Raw genomic sequence first — 23,513 nt, 5'->3', positions numbered from 1 at the left:
TTATTTTTTTAATAGTAAATCAATATGCTTAATAGCTAATTCTAAACGCTCTTTTTTATTTCCTTTTAATAACACATAAGGTCTTTTATTTACAACCAAAGCTTCTTCAAAAGCTTTAAACATTTTTTCTCTATACTCTGACTTGTCACGTAAATCGTCTGCTTCCCAAGGCGTGTCAATATAAGTTAAAAAATACAAATCGTATGTATTTTCTAACGCATACTTTTCAAGCATAGGATCACAACTCCCTGAATAATAAGCTTCAGAATACACTTTGGTTTCCAATAAATCGGTATCACAAATTAAAACTGTATTTGTTTTTTGAGCCAATTCATTTTCAAGTTTTATTTGACCTTCTGCAATGGGTAACAAATCATCAACCTCGCATGTTTTTCGTTCATTATTCCATTTATCTTGAAGATAGTCTCTCGCATACTCTGGCACCCAAATAGAATTATAATGTCTAGCCAATTGCCTAGACAAAGTTGTTTTTCCAGTTGATTCGGGACCAAACAAAACTACTTTTACGCAGTTTGCAGGTTCTTGTTTATACTTTTCTTCCATGCTAAATAACCAAATACAGCTATTACTGTAAACACTAAATATTGCAAACTTGTAAATGTAAATCCTTTATGAAAATATAATGGAACTGAAATTAAATCACCTACAATCCAAAATATCCAATTCTCTAATTTTCTCCTTGCCATTAGCCACATACCTACAAAAAACACAGCGGTAGTAAACGTATCAACATAAGCAACCCAACTTGTCCATTTATCAAATACATTGTAAACTAAATAAACAAATAACAAAGTCGCTAAAAATACAGCTACACTTATTTTTTTCTCGTTAAACGACATTTTTGAAATTGGAGTTACATGGGTTTCATCAACTTTTCTTGTCCAAATATACCAACCATAAAGGCTCATAATAAAATAGTAAGCATTAATCATCATATCACCTAACAACTCCCATTTAAGTAATAAATAAACAAAAATAACTGTGCTAATTATCCCAGTTGGAAATACTAAAATATTATTTTGTTTTGAATACCATACAGATAAAAAACCAAAGATTACCGCTATTATTTCAAGCACAATATCTATTGTTTCATATGTTGAATATTGTCCAAAGAAAAAATCGAAAAAAGAATTCATAGTTGTATCTCTCTAACTGTAAAATATATAGAATGGAAAAGCTTATTTATACAAGCTCAAAAATTAGTGCTAAATATACTGTATCTTAGATGAAAAGAGAAATATACTTAAGCCATTAATTAAACTTAGTTAAAACTAAGAATTAACAAAAAGTGCTTTATAATAATTTACAAGCAGGATACAACAGGATAGAGTTTTTAAATGTAAAATATACATTTGATAACAACTAAAACTAAGCTAAACTATTTAAAATGAATAAAATATTACATATTAATAAAACAAAATCAATTTTGAGGAACTTCTTCAAAAAAAACCTGCTTTTTTCGGTATTTGTTTTGTTTTCCTTAACAACTATAGCCCAAAGGCAAATGGAAGATTTAGACCGAGGTGTACTTCCTATTAGAATTAGTAGTAATACCGTTTTAGTAAGTTGGAGAATTTTAGGAACAGAATTTACAAATGCTTCCTACAATGTTTACAGAGGCTCAACAAAGTTAAATTCAACACCAATTACTGGCGCTAGTAACTTTGCTGATAATACTGCATTTTTTCCAGGCTCATATAGTGTTGCCGCAGTAATAGATGGTGAAGAACAATCGCTTTCAGTACCCGTAGAACCTTGGGATAAAATTTACAAAAAAATACCTATTTCTGCCCCAACAGGAGGAACAACACCAGACAATGTTACTTACACCTATGATGCAAATGATGCATCTGTTGGTGATTTAGATGGTGATGGTCAATATGAAATTATACTTAAATGGTATCCAACAAACGCTAAAGACAATGCTCATAGTGGTTATACAGGAAATACTATTTTGCAAGGATTAGAAATGGATGGAACCGTTTTATGGACAATTAATTTAGGAAAAAACATAAGATCTGGATCGCATTACACTCAATTTATGGTGTACGATTTAAACGGAGATGGAAAAGCCGAATTAGTTTGTAAAACTGCAGACGGAAGTACTGACAGTGAAGGAACCATTTTAGGAAATGAAAATGCGGACTACCGTAACAGTAATGGCTATGTTTTAAGCGGCCCTGAATATTTAAGTGTTTTTTCTGGTGAAACAGGAGCTTTTATTGATACCGTAGATTATATTCCTGCAAGAGGTAGTGTTTCTAGCTGGGGAGATAATTATGGAAATAGGGTCGATCGTTTTTTAGCATGTGTGGCTTATCTTGATGGTGTACACCCAAGTGTAGTATTTTGCAGAGGGTACTATACTCGTACGGTTTTGGCGGCATGGGACTTTGATGGCACAAATTTACAAAACAAATGGGTATTCGATTCTAATACAGCAGGCAGCCAATACGAGCAGCAAGGAAATCATAGTGTAACTGTTGGAGACGTTGATCAAGACGGAAAAGACGAAATAATTTACGGTTCCTTAACTGTTGATGATGACGGAACAGCTTTCAGTTCTACTGGTTACAAACATGGAGACGCTAGTCATTTAGGCGACTTTAACCCAAACAGTCCCGGTCTAGAATATTTTACTTGTCATGAATCAGCTGGATATAGTAGAAATACTCCTCTTGGAAACTTTGGAGCTTTTCATACTAACGTGATTCCAAAAACCGATTTTAGAGGAAACCAACTAGGAGAAATATTTTGGCAAGTAAATCAAAATAGTGGAAAGGCTGATATTGGCAGATGTTTAATAGCCGATATTGACCCAAACTATCCAGGAGCTGAAGCTTGGGCATCTGATGGCACTGGAATACACGATGTAAACGGAAATGTAATTTCAACAACTTACCCAACGACAGCAGGTAATGGAGCTTCATACAACATGGCTGCTTGGTATGATGGCGATTTATCAAGAGAGCTAGTAGATAGAACAGTAATTACCGAATGGAATGGTAGCGGAACTAGTCGAGTTTTAACAGCTTATAATTATGATGGACTTGAATTAGCTAGTAACAATAGTTCTAAATCAAATCCTTGTTTAATTGCAGATATAATTGGTGATTGGAGAGAAGAAATTATTTGGCGTGCATCAAACAACACATATCTTGTAATAATGTCTTCTAAAGACATGCCAACAGAACGTATCTTCACCTTAATGCATGACCCTGTTTACAGAACTAGCATTGCTTGGCAAAATGTAGCATATAACCAACCTGCCCATACTGGTTTCTTTTTAGGTACTGATATGCCAGTTCCTGCAGCTCCAAACATTTATTTAGCTAATGAAACTTTATCTGTTGATACTAAAGAAATAAATAGTTCAAAAATAAAACTATACCCTAACCCTACTTCAGGAAAAGTTTATATAAGTGGGATTAATAATGGTTCTGTTGAAGTATACGATAGTATTGGAAAGTTACTATTTACAGAAACATCTAAAAATATTAAAAGCATAGACTTAAAAAACCAAATAACAGGTCTTTATTTTATAAAAATTAAAGATGAAACTGGTATTCATGCATTTAAAATATTCTTAAAATAAATGCTTTAAATGAAAAATAGACGCTCATTTTATTTACTATTCTAAATTCATAATTAAACAATTTTTTACCAATGTCAATAAAACCATTGCTAACCTTTTTTATAATTTTTTCTCTTTTTCAATGTGCTTCACCTACTAAACAAATTGATTTAGAAGGAAATTGGTCGTACAGACTAGACAAAGAAAACGTTGGTTTAAAAGAAAAATGGCAAACTCTTAAATTTAAAGACACCATTCAACTACCAAGTTCTTTAAGAGATAAAGGCATTGGAGACAATCCAACATTAACTACCGAATGGACAGGAAGCATATACGATAGCACCTGGTTTTTTAATCCAGCAATGCGTAAATACAGAAAAAAAGACAGCTTAAAATTTCCGTTTTGGTTAACACCCAACAAACATTATGTTGGTGCAGCTTGGTATCAAAAAGACATTATAATTCCAGAAAACTGGAAAGACAAAACCATAGGTTTAGAATTAGAAAGACCACATTGGCAAACTCAAGTTTGGATAGACACTGTTTATGGTGGCTCTCAAAACAGTTTGTCGGCATCTCACCAATATACTTTTAGCCAAAACATAAATCCAGGAAAGCACACAGTAACTATTCGTGTAGATAACGCCATAAGAGATTTAGATGTTGGTATTAATTCGCATAGTATTTCAGACCATACACAAGGTAATTGGAACGGAATTGTTGGAAATATGGTTTTATACCCAATCAATGAATACAAAATCAATCAACTTAAAATAACACCTAATCTTAGCGATAAAAATATTCAAGCTAAAATTATTCTGAACAAAAAAGCACAGAAAAACATTCAAGTTTCTATTAAAGTAAAAGGCCTCAACCATGAGCATAATTTAAATCCTTCGTCATTCAACTTTGAAAATGAAGCAAGTGAGCTTTCAATTAAAATCCCAATGGGTGATGATTTTAAAACTTGGAGCGAGTTTCATCCAAACTTATATAACATTGAAGTCGCCATAGAAGATGAAGATGGTATTCAAGATGTAAAAGAAGCTATTTTCGGAATGCGAGCATTCACTATAGAAGAGAAACATTTTAAAATAAATGGCACCCCAATATCTTTAAGAGGCACTACAGAATGTAGCGTATTTCCATTAACAGGTTATCCGCCAACAGATGAAGCTTCATGGACGCGTATTTATGAAATATGTAAATCATTCGGATTAAACCACATGCGTTTTCATTCGTATTGTCCGCCAGAAGCTGCCTTTATAGCAGCAGATAAAGCGGGGATTTACCTTCAAGTTGAAGGTCCGAGTTGGGCAAAATATTCTGTGAGCTTAGGAAACGGAAAACCCATTGACACCTATTTAATGGAAGAAACAAAACGTATTATTGATACCTACGGCAATCATCCTTCGTTTTGCATGATGGCTTATGGAAATGAACCTTCAGGAAATTATGTACCTTATTTAGAAAATTGGGTAAGTCATTTTAGAACCTACGATCCGCAACGTGTATTTACAGGAGCTTCCACAGGTAGAAGTTGGTCTATTATAGAAAATAGCGATTTTATTGTACGCTCTCCGCCTCGTGGTTTAAACTGGAAAAACGAACAACCACAAAACACATTTGATTATAGAGACAAAACTGAAAACCAAAACAGACCTTATGTTACTTTTGAAATGGGACAATGGTGTGTGTATCCTAATTTTGATGAAATTAAAAAATATACTGGCCCGCTAAAAGCTAAGAATTTCGAGCTCTTTCAAGAAGATTTAAAAGATCATCATATGGCAGATCAAGCACATGATTTTTTAATGGCATCTGGAAAACTACAAGCATCTTGCTACAAACAAGAAATAGAAGCGACTTTAAGAACGCCTAATTTAGCAGGCTTTCAGTTGTTAAGTTTAAACGATTTTTCTGGACAAGGCACCGCTTTAGTTGGTGTTTTAGATGCTTTTTGGGATGAAAAAGGATATATTTCTGCTAAAGAATTTAAATCGTTTTGTAATGATGTTGTACCACTTATAAGACTTCCTAAATACACCTTTTATAATAATGAAACTTTAACTACTCAAGTTGAAGTCGCCAATTTTAGTGGTGAAGTCTTAAAAGATTCAAACGCAAAATGGGAATTACTTGATGAAACAAATACAATCCTTCAATCTGGAAATTTAAATCCAGAAGCAATTCCTTTTGGAAAATGCAATGAACTTGGTAACATTAATGTCCCATTAAATTTTGTAACAAAGGCTTCAAAATTAACTTTAAAAGTCCATGTTGGAAACTACACAAATCAATGGCATGTTTGGGTATATCCAAAAACTGAGGCGAAAGTTGATACTAACAATATCTACATCACCAAAAGTTTAGACACAAAAGCAACTCAAATTTTAAAACAGGGCGGTAACGTATTATTGTTAGCCGCAGGTAAAATAGAAAACGGAAAAGATATTATACAATACCAAACACCTGTTTTTTGGAATACCTCTTGGTTTAAAATGAGACCACCACATACAACTGGTATTTTATTAAAAGACAAACACCCAGTGTTTAATGATTTTCCAACAGATTATTATGGCGATTTACAATGGTGGGAAATTGCAAACAGACAGCAAATCATGAATCTTGAAAATTTTCCTGCTAATTTTAGACCTATCGTTCAACCAATTGATACTTGGTTTTTAAACAGACGATTAGCAATGCTATTTGAAGCACATGTAGGTGAAGGAAAACTAATGGTTTGCAGTATTAATTTAGATGAAATTAATGACAACCAACTTGTAGCAAAACAATTATACAAAAGCATTATAAACTATATGAATTCAAATGATTTTAAACCTAATGACACGATTTCATTAGACATTATTAATGAGTTATTTGAAAAGAAAGAACGCGAAGTATGGAATTCTTATGTCACTGAAAACCCATAAAGAGCATCACTTAAAGATTTTTAATTATATGAAATTTCGCTTTCATTATATTCTCCTTTTATTATTATCAACAGTGTCTGTAAATAGTCAAACCATTACTATTGATGCACAAATTGAACCCCCTAAAATTATTGAGAATAGTTTAAAAATGGGTAACCCAGGACTTGCTGGAAAAGAAATTACTATTAACAACAAGTTCTTATCATTAGCAGGAAAACCTATGATTCCTGTTATGGGAGAAATTCATTTTTCAAGATGTAATCCTGATAAATGGGAAGAATTAATTCTAAAAATGAAAGCCAATGGTATTACCATTATTTCTACTTATGTTTTTTGGATTTATCATGAAGAGGAAAAAAGTGTTTTTAATTGGAACGGCAGTAAAAACTTAAAACACTTTATAGAGCTTTGTAAAAAACATGATGTTTGGGCATATCCACGTATTGGGCCTTGGTGTCATGGCGAAGTTAGAAATGGCGGATTACCAGATTGGATTGTAAATCAAAAAGCCTTTAAACCACGAACCAACGATGCTAAATACCTTGAACATGTTGACCAATGGTATCGTGAAATCTCTGAGCAATTAAAAGGACTTTATTACAAAGATAATGGGCCTATTATTGGAATTCAATTAGAAAACGAATATTGGAGAGGAAAAGGTGGCGAAAAACATATTATGACTTTAAAAAACATGGCTTTAAAGTATTGTATGGATGTGCCTATGTACACTATTACTGGCTGGAGAAACACCTCTACACCAGAAAATGAAGTGATTCCGCTTTGGGGTGGTTATCCTGCTGCACCTTGGAATACCGATATTAAAAAAATAAAATCTAATGCCAGCTATGTGTTTAACAAACCTATAAACGATCAAAGTATAGGTAACGAAGCTAGTACTGCTAAATACAAACCAAACTACTCGTTATATCCTTATTTTACGTGCGAATTAGGAATTGGCAATCAAATTTCAGAACACAGAAGACCTATTTTAAATCCTATTGATGGTGTTACTATTGCAACATCTAACGTGGCTTCTGGAAGTAATTTACCTGGATATTATGTATTTACAGGCGGGTTAAATCCTGTTGGAAAACATACCACATTACATGAAGAAAGGTATGAATCTGGCTATTGGAATGAATACCCTATTATATCTTATGATTTTCAAGCAGCCATAAGAGAAACTGGTGAAATAGCATCAGCATATCATAAATTAAAACCTTTACATTATTTCTTATCGGAGTTTGGAGAGCAACTTGCTCCCATAACGCCTATTATTCCTTTAGATAATAACAATCCAGATAATTTACAATACGCATTAAGAGTAAAAGATAATAGCGGATATTTATTTGTTTCAAATTATTATAGAGGGTATAAAAAGTCTACTAAGGAAGATATTCAGTTTCATATTAAATTAAAAGAAGGAGATATTAAAATACCATCTTCACCAATAAAGATAGAAGACAGCACTGTTTTTATATGGCCTGTAAATCTTAAAATGGGTCATAATATTCTAAAGTATAGTACAACACAACCCATTTGTAATATTAAAAACAAGAAAACTGAAGATTGGTATTTTAAAGAAACAAAAAACATAAACACCGAGTTTTTATTTGATTCAAAAAACATTGAAACAATTACTATTAATGGCAGAAAACAAGAAAAAACGAATGCTATTTTTTTCTTAAAGTCTATTAAAACAGGTCTAAACAATCCTATTATTATTAAAAACAGTGATGGTTCAGTGAAGCGAATTTTTGTATTATCAGAAAAGCAAATGGATACCTTTTGGTATTTTAAAAGCAAAAACAAAACCTATGCTTTTCTCTCTACAGCCAATTTAACAATGGATGAAAATGAAAACATAAAAGTATTTTCAACTCATGAAACCGATGAAATTATTGCATTAAATAGCACCTTAAAATTATCAGGAAAAACCAAAAACGGCTTTAAATACTACACCATAAAAAACAAGAAAGAGCACATCAACTTTAAGCTTGAAAAAACCGCTTTAATTAATGAAGCAAAGTGGCTTCAAATTTCACCAGAACATTACAAAGACAAAAATGAGATGTATCACAAACAGTTTTTTAAAGCATTTAAACTTGAAAATACTGCCGATATTAAAAAAGCTACTTTTCATTTTCTAACAGAAGAAACATGTATAATTCGTATCAATGGCAAATGGCTAAACCAAAACATAGCTATTGAAAAAACTAACGAATTAGACTTTACAGGCTATTTAAAAAAAGGAGAGAATGACATCCTATTAGATTTTCCTTATATAAAAAATAAAAAAGCCTTTGTTGGTGTTTTAGAAGTTGAATTCTATAACGCAAACAAAATATGTATTCCAACAGATATAAGCTGGCTAAACACAGAACAATACAAAATTCCTGCGCCTTGGGATACTGTTAGCAATAAAACAAAACCTGTAATAACAGAAAAACCAATACAATTTCAAGATTTTAGTTTTACACCTTATCGCTATCAACTTACTTTAAACAAAGATCAAGTAGACGCATATAAAAATGTGTTTTTAAGAATCAATTATTCTGGCGATAAAATAACATGTTATTCTGGTAAAAGTTTGGTTGCAGATAATTTTAATAATGACACCACTTGGTCTATCAATCTAACAGATATTAAATTAGAAAAAGACACACCTCTTATTTTTGAAATTGAACCTTTTAAAAAAGATCCTAAAATCTACTTTGATAAACAACCAGATTTTACTAAAACAGGTATAAATACTTTAGAAATAGATCCAGAATTCTCAACCCGTTTAGAAATTAAAAATTAGACGATTTTATAGAATTAAAAAACAATTCATCGTCTTCAAAAGCAGTTCCAATAACTACCAAATTGGCTCCTGCTTTATAGGCATCTTCTAATTGTTGTTTACAACGAATACCGCCACCAACAATAAGCGGAATTTTTAGATTTTCTTTTACACGAGTAATAATATTTGTCTCTACTGGCACTTTGGCTCCACTACCCGCTTCTAAATACACGAGTTTCATACCTAAAAGCTCACCAGCTTTTGCTGTATCAACAATATCTTGGATATTATCGCTTAACATGGGCTTCGTTCCTGTAACACGCTCTACAGCTGTTTCCTTTCCGCTTTCAATTAAAATATAACCTGTTGGAATGACTTCTAAACTCGTTTCTTTCAATTTAGAAACTGCTTCTACATGTTTCCCAATTAAATACTCGGGGTTTCTACCAGAAATCAAACTTAAAAACAAAATAGCATCTGCTTCGTTAGTAATTTGCGTAACATCTCCAGGGAATAAAACAATTGGTAAGTTGCTGTGCTTTTTAATTTCGGCTACTAATATTTCAGTCGCATCATCATCTACAGTACTACCTCCAACAAAAATGTGAGTGGCTATAGATGCATTTACTTTTTCAATAAATCGACTGGTAGTTTCAACAGAAAACTTATCAGGATCAATTAAAACAGCGAGTAGTTTTTCGCCATTTAAAATCGATTCGTTTATATTTTCATAAACCGCTTTCATTTAAGCAATTGCGTAAGCACAGGTAAAGCCTTCAAACTCTATAAACTGAATATCATAACGGTGCTTTTCATCTTCATAGTCAATCCAAGCATTTGTTTGTTCATCAATCAATTCAAACGGAATAACCAAACAATGCTTTTTAAAACTTAATCCTGGTGTAGCAAACAACTTGTACAACGATTCTTTAACACACCAAATGGCAGTTAACTTTTTTATATAATCGGTATCGTTTTCATTTAAATAATCAAACTCATAATCAATAAATTTATGAGCGATAACATTTATTTTATCACGTTGTTTTTCAACATCAATACCAACAATTAAATCGCTAATAATAACTGCCGAAAAATTAAACGAATGCGTAATAGAAATTTGCTTTCCATCTTTTAAATGAGGTTTGCCATTTTCATCATAAAACAAATCGGCATCAGTATATCCAAAAGCTCTTAATAAATGACGCACACTTAAAAATCCGCGTTGATGCAATTCACTTTTCATACCTAAAACACGCTCTAAACTTTTCGGATTTAATGAAATAGGCTGCATTAAATCATCGAAAGACTCATCTATCTTCCAGATTTTAACAACAGTTTGTGAATTTGGTGTAATGGTTTTATAAAGTGGCATTTAATATTCTAAATGTTATTAGTTATCTTTGCACCGCCAATGGCATTGTAAACATTTTTGATAAGCGAATTTAACTATTTTAAATACGAATGCAAAGATGTTTTCATTTTATAAAATTGAAAAAGAAAAATTAATATGAGCACAAAAACAATTCCTTTCGTTGCTAATAAAGTAAAAGACATATCGCTTGCCGATTGGGGAAGAAAAGAAATAGAATTAGCCGAAGCTGAAATGCCAGGACTTATGAGTCTTCGTGAAGAGTACGGAGCATCTCAACCTTTAAAAGGCGCTAGAATTGCCGGATGTTTGCACATGACTATTCAAACAGCTGTGTTAATTGAAACTCTGCAAGCTTTAGGAGCTGAAGTTACTTGGAGTTCTTGTAACATATTTTCTACTCAAGATCAAGCTGCTGCTGCCATTGCTGCTGCAGGAACTGCGGTTTATGCTTGGAAAGACATGACCGAAGAAGAATTTGATTGGTGTATTGAGCAAACCTTATTTTTTGGTGAAGACAGAAAGCCTCTTAACATGATTCTTGATGATGGTGGCGATTTAACTAATATGGTTTTAGATAAATACCCAGAATTATCTGCTGGAATCAATGGTTTATCTGAAGAAACAACAACAGGTGTTCACAGACTTTACGAGCGTGTAAAAAACGGAACATTAACTATGCCTGCTATTAACGTAAACGATTCAGTAACAAAATCTAAATTCGATAACAAATACGGTTGTAAAGAATCTGCAGTAGATGCGATTCGTCGTGCTACCGATATTATGTTAGCTGGAAAACGTGTAACTGTTTGTGGTTATGGCGATGTTGGTAAAGGTACTGCCGCTTCTTTTAAAGGTGCTGGAAGTATTGTAACCGTTACAGAAATCGACCCAATTTGTGCGCTTCAAGCGGCTATGGATGGTTTTGAAGTTAAAAAACTAGAAACAGTTATTGGTAATACCGATATTGTAATTACAACAACAGGAAATAAAGATATTGTTCAAAGTCGTCACTTCGAAGCTTTAAAAGACAAAGCTATTGTTTGTAACATTGGGCATTTCGATAACGAAATTGATATGGCTTGGTTAAACGAAAACCACGGTCATACCAAAAACACTATTAAACCTCAAGTAGATAAATATACAATTAACGGAAAAGATATAATCATTCTTGCCGAAGGTCGTTTAGTAAACTTAGGTTGTGCAACAGGACACCCAAGTTTTGTAATGTCTAACTCATTTACAAACCAAACCTTAGCTCAAATTGAACTTTGGACAAATGCTGATGCTTACGAAAACAACGTTTACATGTTACCAAAAGCATTAGACGAAAAAGTAGCAAAATTACACTTAGCAAAAATTGGAGTAGAGCTTACCGAGCTTCGCGAAGATCAAGCAAGTTATATTGGTGTTACTGTTGATGGCCCATATAAGCCAGAACATTACAGATACTAATAAATTCCTGCGAAAGCAGGAATCTCATAAATAGAAACTACATTATAAATTAAATCCCAAGCAGTCATGTTTGGGATTTTTTATTTGGGCAATTTTGTTTTAGCAGAAAAAGCTAAAACAAACCGCGCTTTCCGCTATATCTTTTTAAAACGTCATTGTGAGGAGCTACGAAGTGGCAATCAATTAATCTATAGTTCTAAACACAGTTTATTACACTTTTACTTTTAAAAAGGATGCCGCTGCAATCGCTATCGCGAAAAAACGCTCTTTATTTGTATAATTATTCTTATATTTAAACTATTTTTCATTCAATAAGTAAGAGTCAATATTATATAAAATAAATATTCAATGGCAGATATACATGCAGAAAAATTTGATAATGCAACTCAAATAAAACTAATTATTTTACAGGAATATTTAAAAGAATGGCTTCCTGTATTTCTAAAATCAAATAAAAAATGGTGGAAAGACATATTTATATATGATTTTTTTGCAGGAGAAGGATATGATAATCAAGGAAACCCCGGAAGCCCTTTAATAATTTTAAAAGAACTTTTAGAATATAATCAAGTTATTAAAGATGATGGATTTAATTTTAAAGTATTATTTAATGATTACAATCCAAAAAAAATAGAGAAATTAAAAAACCATTTAAATTTAGATGATTACGCTTTTAATGTTGATTTTAAACAAAAAGATTTTACTGAGCTATTTAATAGCATTTATCCAAGCATGATTGAAAACAACAGAAGTGGTTTACCACGATTTATGTTTATAGATCAGTATGGAGTTAAATTTGTAACTAAGGAAATATTCAATCAACTATCTGACTTAAAAAGAACTGATTTTTTATTTTTTATATCTTCCCATTTTGTAAAAAGATTCTCTGAACTCGAAGAATTTAAAAAATATATTAAAATTAGTAAAAAAGATTTTGACTTAACCAAACCTTATCAATGTCATAGAGTTGTTTTTGATTATTTCAAAAATATGATACCAAAAAACAAAGAATTATATCTAGCACCATTTTCTTTACAAAAAGAAAATTCAAGCAATGTTTATGGTCTTATTTTTGGCACTCATAATTTACTTGGAATTGAAAAATTTTTAAAACTTGCATGGAAACAAGACGGGAATGCTGGCGAAGCTAATTTCAATATAGATGAAGCTATACTAGAAGGTGATACTTTTGATTTATTCAATTCTGACACTAGAGCTAAAAAACTACAATATTTTGAAAAAGAATTAAAAAATTTAATTCAAAATAATAAAATTAAAACTTTAAAAGAAGTTTACATTTACGCTTTCAATTATGGCTGCCTACCCAAACACGCTAATGAATTGCTTAAAGAATTAAAAAAATCTGGATTAATAAAAAAAGATATAAAGTTAGTTACATCAAATATTCATAAATTAGAGGGAAATATTTTTTTAAAATGAAAAAAACTAAAATAGAATGGACAGAAGCAACATGGAATCCAACTACAGGTTGTAACAAAGTATCTTCTGGATGTAAACATTGTTATGCAGAAACTATGTCTTTTCGTTTAAAAGCAATGGGAACTGCTGGCTATGAAAATGGATTTGAATTTACATTAATGCCTGAACGTTTAGTACAACCTTTAAATATAAAAAAGCCAACTCGCTTTTTTGTAAATTCAATGAGTGATCTATTTCATGAAAAAATGCCTTATGACTATTTAGATCGAATTTTTGAAGTAATGGAAAAAACACCAAGACATCAATATCAAATTCTTACTAAACGTGAAAATATTTTAGCAGACTATTTCAAAAACAGAAAAGTTCCGAAAAATGTTTGGTTAGGTGTTTCTGTTGAGAACAAAGAAGCAAAAAACAGAATTGATGTTTTACGCAATATAGATGCAGAAATTCGCTTCTTATCATTAGAACCTCTATTAGAAGATTTAGGAAAGCTAGACTTATCAAATATCCATTGGGCTATAGTTGGTGGCGAAAGTGGACCAAAAGCAAGACCAATGAAACCAAGTTGGGCAATAAATATTAAAGACCAATGCTTAGAACAAAGTGTTCATTTCTTCTTTAAACAATGGGGAACTTGGGGTGCTGACAATGTAAGAAGAAGCAAAAAAGCTAACGGAAGACTTTTAGAAGGAACTGAGTGGAACCAATATCCAGCAGAACTAGAAAGTCTTTAATAATCATTCATCAACCAAATCCTTTTCAAAATACCACCACAAGCTAGAATCAATAGACGCTTTCATTTTATTAATATCAGCATCATCTTTTAAAAAGATAGTAATATTTTCATCAGCGCGATTTCGCCCCATACTTTCTCTAATTTCAATGAGTTCTATTTCATTAAAATGCTCTAAATGGTTTTTTATTCTGGTATCTAAAGACTCATCACTTAAGAAAATCTTGATAGTTTGCTGCTTTGGGGAATTTCTAATTTCAGATCTAAAAGGAAGTTGCATAAAAATAGTTTTTAAGTGAAACAAAATTTAAAACTTAAAGAATCCACTAGGCTTTTACCTTGTGATTTCCTTTGAAATTGTCTTTCCCGTAAAGTCGGGAATCTAAACGCAATAGCCTAAGTTAAGAATTTTATTAATATCTTTTGAGTTTAAATTCAATAAATAATGGCGAATAAACAAATAGACACTTTAAACATCTTGTTAAATCAGTTAGAAAAACACATTCCTTTTAAAGACAAAAACAATACTTTAATTTCAAAATCTAATGTTGGTTGGCAGCTAGACCATACTATAAAAGTTATTAATGCTGTTTCGTCTGTATTAGCAAAAACAGACCCTAAAAAATACAAAAAGAACTTTAACTTACGTCGAACGATTCTATTTGCATTAGGCTATATTCCTAGAGGTAAAGCTAAAGCTCCAAAAACTGTTTTACCACCAAACACTATTTCAACTCAAGATTTAATCAGTCAACTAGAAACGGCAAAAAAACAAATTGAAAGCATAAAAGCACTTCCAAAAAACGCTTATTTTATACATCATATTTTTGGAATGCTTACTAAAAAACAAACATTCCGTTTTTTAGAAATACACACAAAGCATCATTTAAAAATTGTAAATGATATTTTAAATCAATAAAAAAGCCCTCACTAAAATAGCAAGGGCTTTTAAAATTTATAAAGAAGACTTTTATTCTAGTAATTTAAGCTTTGCTAAATCATGAAAATAAAAGTTTCTATCGTTGTTCATAGACACAAATAAACCGTTAGGAAATGCAGCCCCAAGAGCTTTTGTAGTAACGTCGCAACCATCGGTTTCTGTGGTTCCTAAATTAATCTCTTTTATAAAAGCATTTGTTTTTAAATCGAAAACATTAAACGTATTTGATTGCTGATTAGATACAATTAAAAATCCTTTATCCTCATATTTAGCAATGGCAATACCTTCTATATCTTGTTTAAAATGTTCGCCTCCAAAGCAATAAATTTCTTTACTTCCCATAGATGGTTCTGCTTGATATTTACGAATACCGTGTTTCTCATCAGAATAATAAACAATACCATTCTCATCATCAACAGCTATAGCTTCAATTTCCTTTTTACCACTAAATGCTCCAAACTTTCTAACAAAATTAGCATGTACGCCTAAACTATCTGAAACCAATTCATATTGATACAAATACCCTTGTTTAGGTCCTGCTTTTCTTCCAACAATAGCATAAAGCACCTCAGTTTTTGGAGATTTGTAAAGCGCAATTCCCATTGGCAAGTTAAACTCAGGCTCGGTAGCATCAGTAAATACTTTAAAGCCACCACCATCTAATGGTTTCATGTCTGGAACTGAAAACAAACGTATTTGATTAAGTTCTCTTTCGGTAAAAGCAATCACATCTACTTTAGTAGAATCATTCAACTTAAAACCATACTCTAAATCGACATTATTTGGTCTTTTTATATTTGTAATGCTTTTATCTTTAAGAAGCTTTCCCTTCAAATCAAAAGCATAAATACCACCATCAGTATTCTTATCGGTTCCAAAAACAATACTTTTTGAAGCATCTTTTGGGTTTACCCAAATGGCAGGATCATCGGTATCATGAGGCGTTTGGTCTGTTATAACCGTAGCCACTATTTCTGGTAATTTAGCAACGCATCCCAAAAGCAACACGGTGATACCAAAAACAATATTCATTTTTAATTTACTCATTTTAAATGCTTATTTTTTCTTGAATAAATCATATTTTAAACCAAATGTAAGACGTCTTCCGTAGTACTCCATTTGCATGGTTCTAGCTTTAACACCTTGGAAATAACGTAACGGTTGGTCTGTAATATTGTTTAATGAAAAGTAAGCACTAAAACCATTTCCAATTTTGTAAGATCCGTTAAAATCTACCAAAAATTGCTCGCCATAGTATCTATCTTCAAAAGCATTTCCGCCTATTTCATCAATATAAGAATCTGAATAGTTTGCAGATAAACGTAAGCTTAATCTGTTACTTGTGTATGCTAAAGATCCGTTAACCATATTTGGAGCAGTACCTGGTAAATCTAAATCGGTTCTTTCATCTCCATCTTCATTTCTTATACCATCTGCGCTAGATGTTAAATAAGTATAATTTAACATGATGCTAAAGTTTTTAGCAAATCCAGGTAAGAAATCTAACTGACGTTGGAAACTAACCTCTGCACCAAAAATACTAGCATCGTCTCCATTTTGTGGTTGAAACACATCAAAACCAGTAGTATCAGTACCGTATTGATCGCTAGTTGTTTTTGTTCTATTTGTATAAATAAAGTTTTTAATTCCTTTTTGAAATACACCACCAGACAAAATCCCGACACTTTTAAAATAATGCTCAGCCATTAAATCAAAGTTCATAGATGTTGTTGCACTTAAATCTGGGTTTCCAATAACTATTTCTTCATCATCATTTACAACATCTATACTAGGTACAATATCCTTGTAGTTAGGTCTTGCTAACGTATTTGTCCATGCGAAACGCAAAACCGTTCTATCACTTAAATTATATTTAAAATGCACACCAGGTAAAACATGTACGTAATCTTTTTCTTTAGTAATGGTTCCTAACACATCTTCTTCATCTTCAATTTGATTACCAGTTGCTTTAGTTTTTGTGCCTTCTACTCTTAAACCAGCTAATACAGTAAACTTATCCGATAACTTTTGATTTGCCATAACATAACCAGCATATACTTGCTCTTTTACTGTATAGTTTTTTCTAAGGTATTCACTAGGCTCATCTTTCTCTTCAAATAAAGAGGCATTTTTTAAATCTAAGCTTCCTAAAAACTTATTATCTACAAATTGGCCCGCAGCATATTTTTCTCCTGCTAAGTAATCTGCATCTGTTTGATCTATTAAAGGCAATGCTGTTAAATCATCGAAAGCAGAATTTAAAGGATCGTACTCAAAAAAGTTATTATTTCTCTCTTTATCTTTAATCTTAGAACGCGCTCCAAACTTAATAAACCCGTCATTGGTATTAAAAAAGTTTACAGGTAATTTAAAATTCACAAACGTATTAAAATCTTTTTCGTCAGTAAATTGATTTTCTTCTGTTATTTCTTTTAAACTGAATTCAATAAAAGCTACATCGGCAGTATTTACAGGTGTTAACAACGGAAATTCTGTATTACTTAAATCTTCATTTAAGGCGATATCTTTTGCTCTATAAGAAATATAACGTTCGTTTAAACGCTCTTCTGAAGCTTTAGAAAAAGAAGTCATCCAATCCATTTCTAACTTACCTAATAAATGGTTACCACCTAAGCTATAGTTTTGCATACGTTGGTCTTCAAGACGTCTATTTTTATTTCTGTCATTATCAATACCACCTTTTGTTTGTCTATCAATTTCTCCTGTATAACCTATAATATTATTTGAAGCATCTAATTCTGCATCAATTTTTTTATAACGTAATCTGAAACGATTTTCTCTATCATCTCTCCAGTTATACATCGTTTTTAAATACATAGTATTGTTAGCATCAAAAGCATAATCGAAATTAGCAGAGAAACTACGACGAATACGTTCTACTAAATAAGTTCTTATATCAGATTCTCCAATATAAGGTTTCACTTCTACGTCATCACCATCAATATTTTCAGCTTCATTTGTCCATTCAGCTTCTACGTTATCCGATCCAAAATCGTTATCGTTAATTGATGTTGAAAGCATCCATCCAAATTTTTTGTTTTCAGATTTCCCTCCAACTAAAAAAGATCCGTTAAGTATTTTCTTGTTAGTAATGAAATTAACACCAGAACCAAGTGTAGCAGATACTCTAAATCCATTAGGAGATGTTCTTGTTACTAAGTTAACAGATCCTCCTAAAGCATCAGCATCCATATCTGGTGTTACGGCTTTGTTAACTTCTATAAGTTGAATCATGTCAGACGGAATTAAATCCATTTGTACATTTCTGTTATCACCTTCGGCAGAAGGAATACGACTTCCGTTTAAAGTAACCGAGTTTAATTGAGGCGCTAAACCTCTAATAATAACATTACGCGCTTCTCCTTGATCTACTTGCATAGTGATACCAGGAATACGTTTTACAGCATCTCCAATATTAGCATCTGGAAATTTACCAATTTGATCGGTAGATACAATATTGGTAATATTTTGTTTGTTTTTTTGTGAGTTTAAAGCTTTTGCTTGTCCACTATTAAAACCGTTAATAACAATATCGTCTAGAGATAATGCTTTAGAATGAATAGTTATTGTAACAGTTGCTGTTTTACCATCTTGTACTAAAACATCTATTTTAGCATCTTCGTAACCTAAATACTTAACCGTAATTGTTTGATTTCCTGCAGGAACTTCTTGTAATAAAAAGTTACCATCAACATCTGAATAAGTCCCTTTATTTAAAGACTCTATTAAAATGTTACTAAAAGGAACTTGTAGACCATCATTGTCTATAACAACCCCTTGAACATTACCTTCTTGTGCAAAAGTTAAAAAAGATATCATTGTAATTAACAATGATAATACGTAGTTTTTTTTCATGATTTTTGTTAGTTATTTATATTGGGCGAAATAACAAAATCAATGAAAGAAGAGTTTTAAGTGATTTTTAAATAAAAGTTATCAATGAACCTAAAAGCAGTTGAACTTTACACTTAATTAACAATAAAAAAACTTTAGATTATTATACAGGATATCTAGAGACAGATATTAAAGAAACGTTCTTTTTATCGGCTATATAGTATTCATATAACCAACATACTATATGTCTAAATTTTGATTATGAACATTTCTATTAAAATTTAAACAAAAAAAAGTCCTTTCTGTAAACAGAAAGGACTTTATACTTTAAAAGAAAATTATTTCTTAAGCTTCGAAAGGCTCAATAGAAACATAAGATTTGTTATCTTTTTTCTTTGTAAACTTTACAACACCATCAACATAAGCGTGTAATGTGTGATCTTTTGAGCAATACACATTTTCACCTGCGTGGTGTGTATTTCCTCTTTGTCTTACAATGATATTTCCAGCTAATGCAGCTTGTCCACCAAAAATCTTAACGCCTAAACGTTTCGATTCTGATTCTCTACCATTTTTCGAACTTCCGACTCCTTTTTTATGTGCCATTTTATTTCGATTTTAAATTTTAATATTAACTTAAAGCAGCAATTAAATCGGCTTTCTTCATAGAAGAAATTCCTTCAACACCTTTAGCTTTAGCCATGTCTTTTAATTCAGCAACAGTTAATTTGCTTAAATCTTGAGTAGCTTCTGCTTTTGGTGCAGCTGCTTCAACTTTAGGTTCTGCTTTTTTCTCTGCTTTTGCTGGGGCAGCTTTCTTAGCTCCAGAAGCAGCAATACTTTCAATTACGATTTCAGTTAAAGACTGACGGTGTCCGTTTTTCACACGGTAACCTTTACGTCTTTTCTTTTTGAAAACTATAACTTTATCACCTTTAAGGTGCTTTAAGACTTTTGCTCCTACTTGAGCTCCGTCTATAGCCGGGGCGCCTACAGTTACATTGTTACCATCATCTAAAAGAAGAACATTATCGAAAGAAACTTTCTTACCTTCTTCTGTTTGTAAACGGTTAACAAAAACTCTTTGGTCTTTAACAACTTTAAATTGTTGCCCTGCTATCTCTACAATTGCGTACATAGCGTAACGTTTTTATTTATTAATTTTGTTCAAAAATGAGTGCAAATATACATCTAAATAATTAATCTACAAACGTTTTATTTGTTTTGAGCCATTTTTATGCTAATAAAAAATGCAAACAACATTAATAAAAACAAATAACTTTTTTTAATAATCATTAAAGTACTATAAAAACCACCTTTTTAACCTTATAAAATAACAATATTTAGTAGTTTTGTAACTATTACAAACTCAATAAATAGAAACAAATGAAAACAATAAAAATTATATTAAGCCTATTTGTAATTACAACGATTTTTTTTAGCTGTAAAAACGAGGCTAAAGCCGAAATTAAAACTGTTGAAGTTGCCACTGAAACAGTAAAAAAATTAGACCCAAATGCTACTTACGCTAAAGCAGAATTCACTATTAACGGAATGACTTGCGCTATGGGTTGTGCTGCAACTATAGAAAAGAAAATAGCAAAAATGGATGGTGTAAAGTCTGCTAAAGTAGATTTTGGCAAAAAATTAGCTATGGTTGAATATGACAATGCTAAAGTAACACCTGCTTCTCTTGAAGAAACAGTTACTAAAGTTGCCGACATATATAAAGTTGCCGACATGAAAACGGTTGACACTTTTTCTAACGCTAAAAAAGTATGTACTACTAAATGCAGCGCAGACTGCACTAAAAAAGATTGTACAGATTGTAAAGCTAAAACAGAAGCTTGTAAAGCGAAATGTGCTAATAAAACAGATGCCGAAAAAAAGGCATGTGCTACAGATTGCAAAAAAGCTTGTTGTGTTAAAAAGACTGCTTAATTTTTATAAGAATTAAAACAAAAAAGGTCGTCTAAAAAGCAATTTTTAGACGACCTTTTTTATTTCCATTTTATGGTCTCCATAATATGTTGTATATCTTTCTCTAAGTAGTTTGTTGCTGGAAAAATAGAATCGTATTTAGTTTTCACATTAAAATACAAAGACCCTGTAACAAAATGACTCACGCTATCTGTTACATAAAATTGAGCTGGTGACGCTACATCTCCTATTACTTGCGAAAACTGTCCATAAACTTTTCGTTCTTTATTTTTATAAGGAAATACAGGTATTTCATCAGCCTTAATCATATGCTTTTGTGTAAAATTTTGAGCATCCCTAATATAGTTTCTTAAATTTCTATTATTACTTCCTATAGGTTTATAGGTTAAAAACAAAGTTGCTTTAAGCAACGGATATTCAATATTTAAACCATAACCTCCTGTTGCCACTTTAACCTGCTTAGAACTTATTTTTGTTGCCAATAAATTAGTTTCAAAAGTAAAAGGCAACTCTAAATTATCTTCAACATATTTTGCTTGCGGATAATCTAACCGTAAAAAAGCTTTGGGCTTTGGCATATAATCTTCTTCACAAGAAAAAAAGGATACAATAATCAATAAAATACAAAAATTCTTAATCATTATGTTATTGTAAATTTTACTAATTTAATACGTTTTTTATCTAAAGCTTCGATAGTAAAAACGTAATTTTTAAAATTTATTTTACTATTTAGCTTAGGGAAGCTTCCTGAAATCTCAAGAACAAAACCTGCTATCGTTTCTGCTTCACCTTTATTTTCTTCAAAAACAGAAACATCTTCTTCTTTTATAATTTTATAAAAATCTTTTAAAGCTGTCTTTCCTTCAAACACATAATTATTGTCATCTAATTTAGAATACATTAAATCTTCATCATCAAACTCATCACTAATATCTCCTACAATTTCTTCAATAATATCTTCTAAAGAAATTAAACCAGAAGTTCCTCCATATTCATCAACTACGACTGCTAAATGCACTTTCTTTTCTTGAAACTCTGCCATTAAATCATCTAATTTTTTATTCTCTGGCACAAAAAAAGGTTCTCGTATTAAACTTATCCAATCAAACTGTTTTCTATCTATGTAAGGTAGCAGGTCTTTTACATAAAGAATCCCTTGAATAGTATCTATATTGTCTTTATAAACAGGAATTCTAGAATAGCCATTAGCAATTATTTCTGGCATTATATCGGCATATTTTTGTTCAATATTAAGCGCAAAAATATCTATTCTAGGTCGCATAACCTGCTTTGTATCCGTATTACCAAAAGACACAATACCTTGCAAAATCTTATGCTCTTCTTTTGTTGTATCTTCTTCGCTTGTTAATTCTAGCGCCTGAGATAATTGATCGACACTTAAATTAGACTTTTGCTTCCCTAATTTCTTATGTATAGCCAACGTAACATTTTGCATAGGCATACTTAGAGGCGACAACAAAACATCTAAAATCTTTAAAGGATATGCCATAAAACCAGCAAACTTTAAATTGTTTCTACTCGCATAAATTTTTGGCAAAATTTCTCCAAAAAGTAAAATTAAAAAAGTAACAATTATAACTTCTAAAGTAAATTGAAAAATAGGGTTTTCTATAGATTCAAATAAAACACTACCCAAATACGCAAACAAAATTACGATAGCAATGTTTATAAAGTTATTAGCAACCAAAATAGTGGCTAATAATTTTTTAGGGCGTTCTAATAATTTTGAAATAATTTGAATGCGTTTTGATTTTGCTTCTAAACCAGCTTCAATATCTGTTTTTGAAAGCGAAAAAAGAGCTACTTCAGCTCCAGAAATAAGTGCAGAACATGCTAAAAGTATAAATAATAACACATAGCCAAATGCAAATGAAAAATCAATTGCTAATAAAAAAGGTTTAAAACTCGCGGGGTCAGGATCCAATTACTATAGGTTTAGTTAAACATAAGGTGTTCGATACAACATCGAACATATTATTAAAATGGAAGATCATCATTTTCTTCTGCAGCAGGTTCGCTACTTGCCTGTTGGTTAGCAGCAGGTTTTTGAGCTACTGGAGCAGTAGAAGCATTATTTTCACTTTCTTTTTTAGTTGATAGAAAGGTAAAATCTGTACATTGAATTTCGGTAGAATATCTATCGGCACCTTTATCATCTTGCCATTTTCTAGTTTTTAAGCGTCCTTCAATATAAACCTTATCGCCTTTACTTAAATACTTTTCACAAATTTCGGCTCCTTTATTTCTAACTACAATATTATGCCATTCGGTATTTGAAACTCGCTCATTAGTTTGCTTGCTTACGTAGGTTTCATTTGTTGCCAAAGGGAAGCGCCCAACACAACCACCACCTTCAAAATAATGCATTTTCACTTCATCACCCAAATGCCCAATTAGCATCACCTTATTTAATGTTCCAGACATAACTTTTATTTTTTTAAAGACA

At 31.5% G+C, this 23,513-nt stretch carries 20 protein-coding genes; 8 read left to right on the top strand and 12 right to left on the bottom strand.

What is annotated here, in order from left to right; translation table 11 throughout:
* The gene (locus tag ACH5TX_RS14565) at positions 1–564 is read right to left on the bottom strand and encodes an AAA family ATPase (protein ID WP_439340225.1); all 564 of its coding nucleotides are present in this window, start codon (positions 562–564) and stop codon (positions 1–3) included.
* Positions 525–1,157: a nicotinamide riboside transporter PnuC gene (pnuC, locus tag ACH5TX_RS14560; RefSeq protein ID WP_439340224.1), complete on the bottom strand. Its 633-nt coding sequence runs from the start codon at positions 1,155–1,157 to the stop codon at positions 525–527. Before pnuC ends, ACH5TX_RS14565 begins: the two co-directional genes overlap by 40 nt.
* Positions 1,158–1,408: 251 nt before the next feature.
* On the opposite strand from pnuC, the gene ACH5TX_RS14555 reads away from it, so the two are divergent.
* The 3 genes from ACH5TX_RS14555 to ACH5TX_RS14545 all read left to right on the top strand — a co-directional run bounded on the left by ACH5TX_RS14555 (position 1,409) and on the right by ACH5TX_RS14545 (position 9,331).
* Complete coding sequence (locus ACH5TX_RS14555; RefSeq protein WP_439340223.1) at positions 1,409–3,616, top strand: rhamnogalacturonan lyase family protein; 2,208 nt, start codon at positions 1,409–1,411, stop codon at positions 3,614–3,616.
* A 71-nt stretch (positions 3,617–3,687) separates the two neighbouring features.
* Positions 3,688–6,528, top strand: a complete 2,841-nt coding sequence (locus ACH5TX_RS14550) for a DUF8487 domain-containing protein (protein WP_439340222.1) — start codon at positions 3,688–3,690, stop codon at positions 6,526–6,528.
* A 28-nt stretch (positions 6,529–6,556) separates the two neighbouring features.
* A complete protein-coding gene (locus ACH5TX_RS14545; protein WP_439340221.1) occupies positions 6,557–9,331 on the top strand; it encodes a beta-galactosidase in 2,775 nt (924 codons plus the stop codon).
* On the opposite strand, the gene ACH5TX_RS14540 is transcribed toward ACH5TX_RS14545, so the two are convergent.
* Together ACH5TX_RS14540 and ACH5TX_RS14535 are read right to left on the bottom strand one after the other, a co-directional pair.
* Entirely contained in the window at positions 9,321–10,055 is a 735-nt protein-coding gene (locus ACH5TX_RS14540) for a phosphoglycerol geranylgeranyltransferase (protein ID WP_439340220.1), read from the bottom strand. The two genes, ACH5TX_RS14545 and ACH5TX_RS14540, sit on opposite strands and share 11 nt — an antisense overlap.
* A complete protein-coding gene (locus ACH5TX_RS14535) occupies positions 10,056–10,682 on the bottom strand; it encodes a 4'-phosphopantetheinyl transferase family protein (RefSeq protein WP_439340219.1) in 627 nt (208 codons plus the stop codon).
* A gap of 135 nt (positions 10,683–10,817) precedes the next feature.
* On the opposite strand from ACH5TX_RS14535, the gene ahcY reads away from it, so the two are divergent.
* From ahcY to ACH5TX_RS14520, 3 genes are all read left to right on the top strand, one after another.
* Complete coding sequence (gene ahcY, locus ACH5TX_RS14530; protein WP_439340218.1) at positions 10,818–12,134, top strand: adenosylhomocysteinase; 1,317 nt, start codon at positions 10,818–10,820, stop codon at positions 12,132–12,134.
* A gap of 348 nt (positions 12,135–12,482) precedes the next feature.
* Positions 12,483–13,574 (top strand): three-Cys-motif partner protein TcmP, encoded by a 1,092-nt coding sequence (gene tcmP, locus ACH5TX_RS14525; RefSeq protein ID WP_439340217.1) that lies wholly within the window; start codon positions 12,483–12,485, stop codon positions 13,572–13,574.
* Entirely contained in the window at positions 13,571–14,311 is a 741-nt protein-coding gene (locus ACH5TX_RS14520) for a DUF5131 family protein (RefSeq protein WP_439340216.1), read from the top strand. The genes tcmP and ACH5TX_RS14520 overlap by 4 nt, the downstream gene beginning before the upstream one ends.
* A 3-nt stretch (positions 14,312–14,314) precedes the next feature.
* Here ACH5TX_RS14520 and ACH5TX_RS14515 read toward each other — a convergent pair whose 3' ends face one another.
* Positions 14,315–14,590 (bottom strand): hypothetical protein, encoded by a 276-nt coding sequence (locus ACH5TX_RS14515; RefSeq protein ID WP_439340215.1) that lies wholly within the window; start codon positions 14,588–14,590, stop codon positions 14,315–14,317.
* A 165-nt stretch (positions 14,591–14,755) separates the two neighbouring features.
* On the opposite strand from ACH5TX_RS14515, the gene ACH5TX_RS14510 reads away from it, so the two are divergent.
* Entirely contained in the window at positions 14,756–15,229 is a 474-nt protein-coding gene (locus ACH5TX_RS14510) for a DUF1569 domain-containing protein (protein ID WP_439340214.1), read from the top strand.
* Positions 15,230–15,280: 51 nt separating this feature from the next.
* Here ACH5TX_RS14510 and ACH5TX_RS14505 read toward each other — a convergent pair whose 3' ends face one another.
* From ACH5TX_RS14505 to rplU, 4 genes are all read right to left on the bottom strand, one after another.
* Complete coding sequence (locus ACH5TX_RS14505) at positions 15,281–16,297, bottom strand: phytase (protein WP_439340213.1); 1,017 nt, start codon at positions 16,295–16,297, stop codon at positions 15,281–15,283.
* Between the two features lie 9 nt (positions 16,298–16,306).
* Positions 16,307–19,126: a TonB-dependent receptor gene (locus tag ACH5TX_RS14500; protein ID WP_439340212.1), complete on the bottom strand. Its 2,820-nt coding sequence runs from the start codon at positions 19,124–19,126 to the stop codon at positions 16,307–16,309.
* Positions 19,127–19,450: 324 nt separating this feature from the next.
* A complete protein-coding gene (gene rpmA / locus ACH5TX_RS14495; RefSeq protein ID WP_439340211.1) occupies positions 19,451–19,711 on the bottom strand; it encodes a 50S ribosomal protein L27 in 261 nt (86 codons plus the stop codon).
* 25 nt (positions 19,712–19,736) lie between these two features.
* Positions 19,737–20,243 (bottom strand): 50S ribosomal protein L21, encoded by a 507-nt coding sequence (rplU, locus tag ACH5TX_RS14490; RefSeq protein ID WP_439340210.1) that lies wholly within the window; start codon positions 20,241–20,243, stop codon positions 19,737–19,739.
* Between the two features lie 248 nt (positions 20,244–20,491).
* Between rplU and ACH5TX_RS14485 the strand changes: the two genes are divergently transcribed.
* On the top strand, positions 20,492–21,046 hold the full coding sequence (locus tag ACH5TX_RS14485; protein WP_439340209.1) for a cation transporter: 555 nt from the start codon (positions 20,492–20,494) through the stop codon (positions 21,044–21,046).
* A gap of 59 nt (positions 21,047–21,105) precedes the next feature.
* On the opposite strand, the gene gldD is transcribed toward ACH5TX_RS14485, so the two are convergent.
* From gldD to ACH5TX_RS14470, 3 genes are read right to left on the bottom strand one after another with little or no spacing between them, the layout of a single operon-like run.
* Entirely contained in the window at positions 21,106–21,687 is a 582-nt protein-coding gene (gldD, locus tag ACH5TX_RS14480) for a gliding motility lipoprotein GldD (RefSeq protein ID WP_439340208.1), read from the bottom strand.
* Positions 21,687–22,991 carry a gliding motility-associated protein GldE gene (locus tag ACH5TX_RS14475; RefSeq protein ID WP_439340207.1) on the bottom strand — a complete coding sequence of 435 codons (1,305 nt, stop codon included), beginning with the start codon at positions 22,989–22,991 and terminating at the stop codon, positions 21,687–21,689. The genes gldD and ACH5TX_RS14475 overlap by 1 nt, the downstream gene beginning before the upstream one ends.
* Before the next feature lie 53 nt (positions 22,992–23,044).
* Entirely contained in the window at positions 23,045–23,491 is a 447-nt protein-coding gene (locus ACH5TX_RS14470; protein ID WP_439340206.1) for a single-stranded DNA-binding protein, read from the bottom strand.
* Positions 23,492–23,513: the final 22 nt, after the last annotated feature.

The sequence above is a fragment of the Thalassobellus citreus genome, from assembly GCF_044385915.1.
Taxonomy (GTDB): Bacteria; Bacteroidota; Bacteroidia; order Flavobacteriales; family Flavobacteriaceae; genus Thalassobellus; species Thalassobellus citreus.
Note: the sequence above shows the minus strand (reverse complement) of the source record. Positions and strands in the feature narration are given on the sequence as shown.

Coding starts and splice junctions, on each gene's coding strand:
- ACH5TX_RS14550 (WP_439340222.1), top strand. CDS start 3,688: ATGTCAATAAAACCATTGCTAACCTTTTTTATAATTTTTTCTCTTTTT.
- ACH5TX_RS14545 (WP_439340221.1), top strand. CDS start 6,557: ATGAAATTTCGCTTTCATTATATTCTCCTTTTATTATTATCAACAGTG.
- ACH5TX_RS14510 (WP_439340214.1), top strand. CDS start 14,756: ATGGCGAATAAACAAATAGACACTTTAAACATCTTGTTAAATCAGTTA.
- ACH5TX_RS14540 (WP_439340220.1), bottom strand. CDS start 10,055: ATGAAAGCGGTTTATGAAAATATAAACGAATCGATTTTAAATGGCGAA.
- ACH5TX_RS14535 (WP_439340219.1), bottom strand. CDS start 10,682: ATGCCACTTTATAAAACCATTACACCAAATTCACAAACTGTTGTTAAA.
- rpmA (WP_439340211.1), bottom strand. CDS start 19,711: ATGGCACATAAAAAAGGAGTCGGAAGTTCGAAAAATGGTAGAGAATCA.
- pnuC (WP_439340224.1), bottom strand. CDS start 1,157: ATGAATTCTTTTTTCGATTTTTTCTTTGGACAATATTCAACATATGAA.
- ACH5TX_RS14470 (WP_439340206.1), bottom strand. CDS start 23,491: ATGTCTGGAACATTAAATAAGGTGATGCTAATTGGGCATTTGGGTGAT.
- ACH5TX_RS14565 (WP_439340225.1), bottom strand. CDS start 564: ATGGAAGAAAAGTATAAACAAGAACCTGCAAACTGCGTAAAAGTAGTT.
- ACH5TX_RS14505 (WP_439340213.1), bottom strand. CDS start 16,297: ATGAGTAAATTAAAAATGAATATTGTTTTTGGTATCACCGTGTTGCTT.
- ahcY (WP_439340218.1), top strand. CDS start 10,818: ATGAGCACAAAAACAATTCCTTTCGTTGCTAATAAAGTAAAAGACATA.
- rplU (WP_439340210.1), bottom strand. CDS start 20,243: ATGTACGCAATTGTAGAGATAGCAGGGCAACAATTTAAAGTTGTTAAA.
- tcmP (WP_439340217.1), top strand. CDS start 12,483: ATGGCAGATATACATGCAGAAAAATTTGATAATGCAACTCAAATAAAA.
- ACH5TX_RS14555 (WP_439340223.1), top strand. CDS start 1,409: ATGAATAAAATATTACATATTAATAAAACAAAATCAATTTTGAGGAAC.
- ACH5TX_RS14485 (WP_439340209.1), top strand. CDS start 20,492: ATGAAAACAATAAAAATTATATTAAGCCTATTTGTAATTACAACGATT.
- ACH5TX_RS14515 (WP_439340215.1), bottom strand. CDS start 14,590: ATGCAACTTCCTTTTAGATCTGAAATTAGAAATTCCCCAAAGCAGCAA.
- ACH5TX_RS14500 (WP_439340212.1), bottom strand. CDS start 19,126: ATGAAAAAAAACTACGTATTATCATTGTTAATTACAATGATATCTTTT.
- ACH5TX_RS14520 (WP_439340216.1), top strand. CDS start 13,571: ATGAAAAAAACTAAAATAGAATGGACAGAAGCAACATGGAATCCAACT.
- gldD (WP_439340208.1), bottom strand. CDS start 21,687: ATGATTAAGAATTTTTGTATTTTATTGATTATTGTATCCTTTTTTTCT.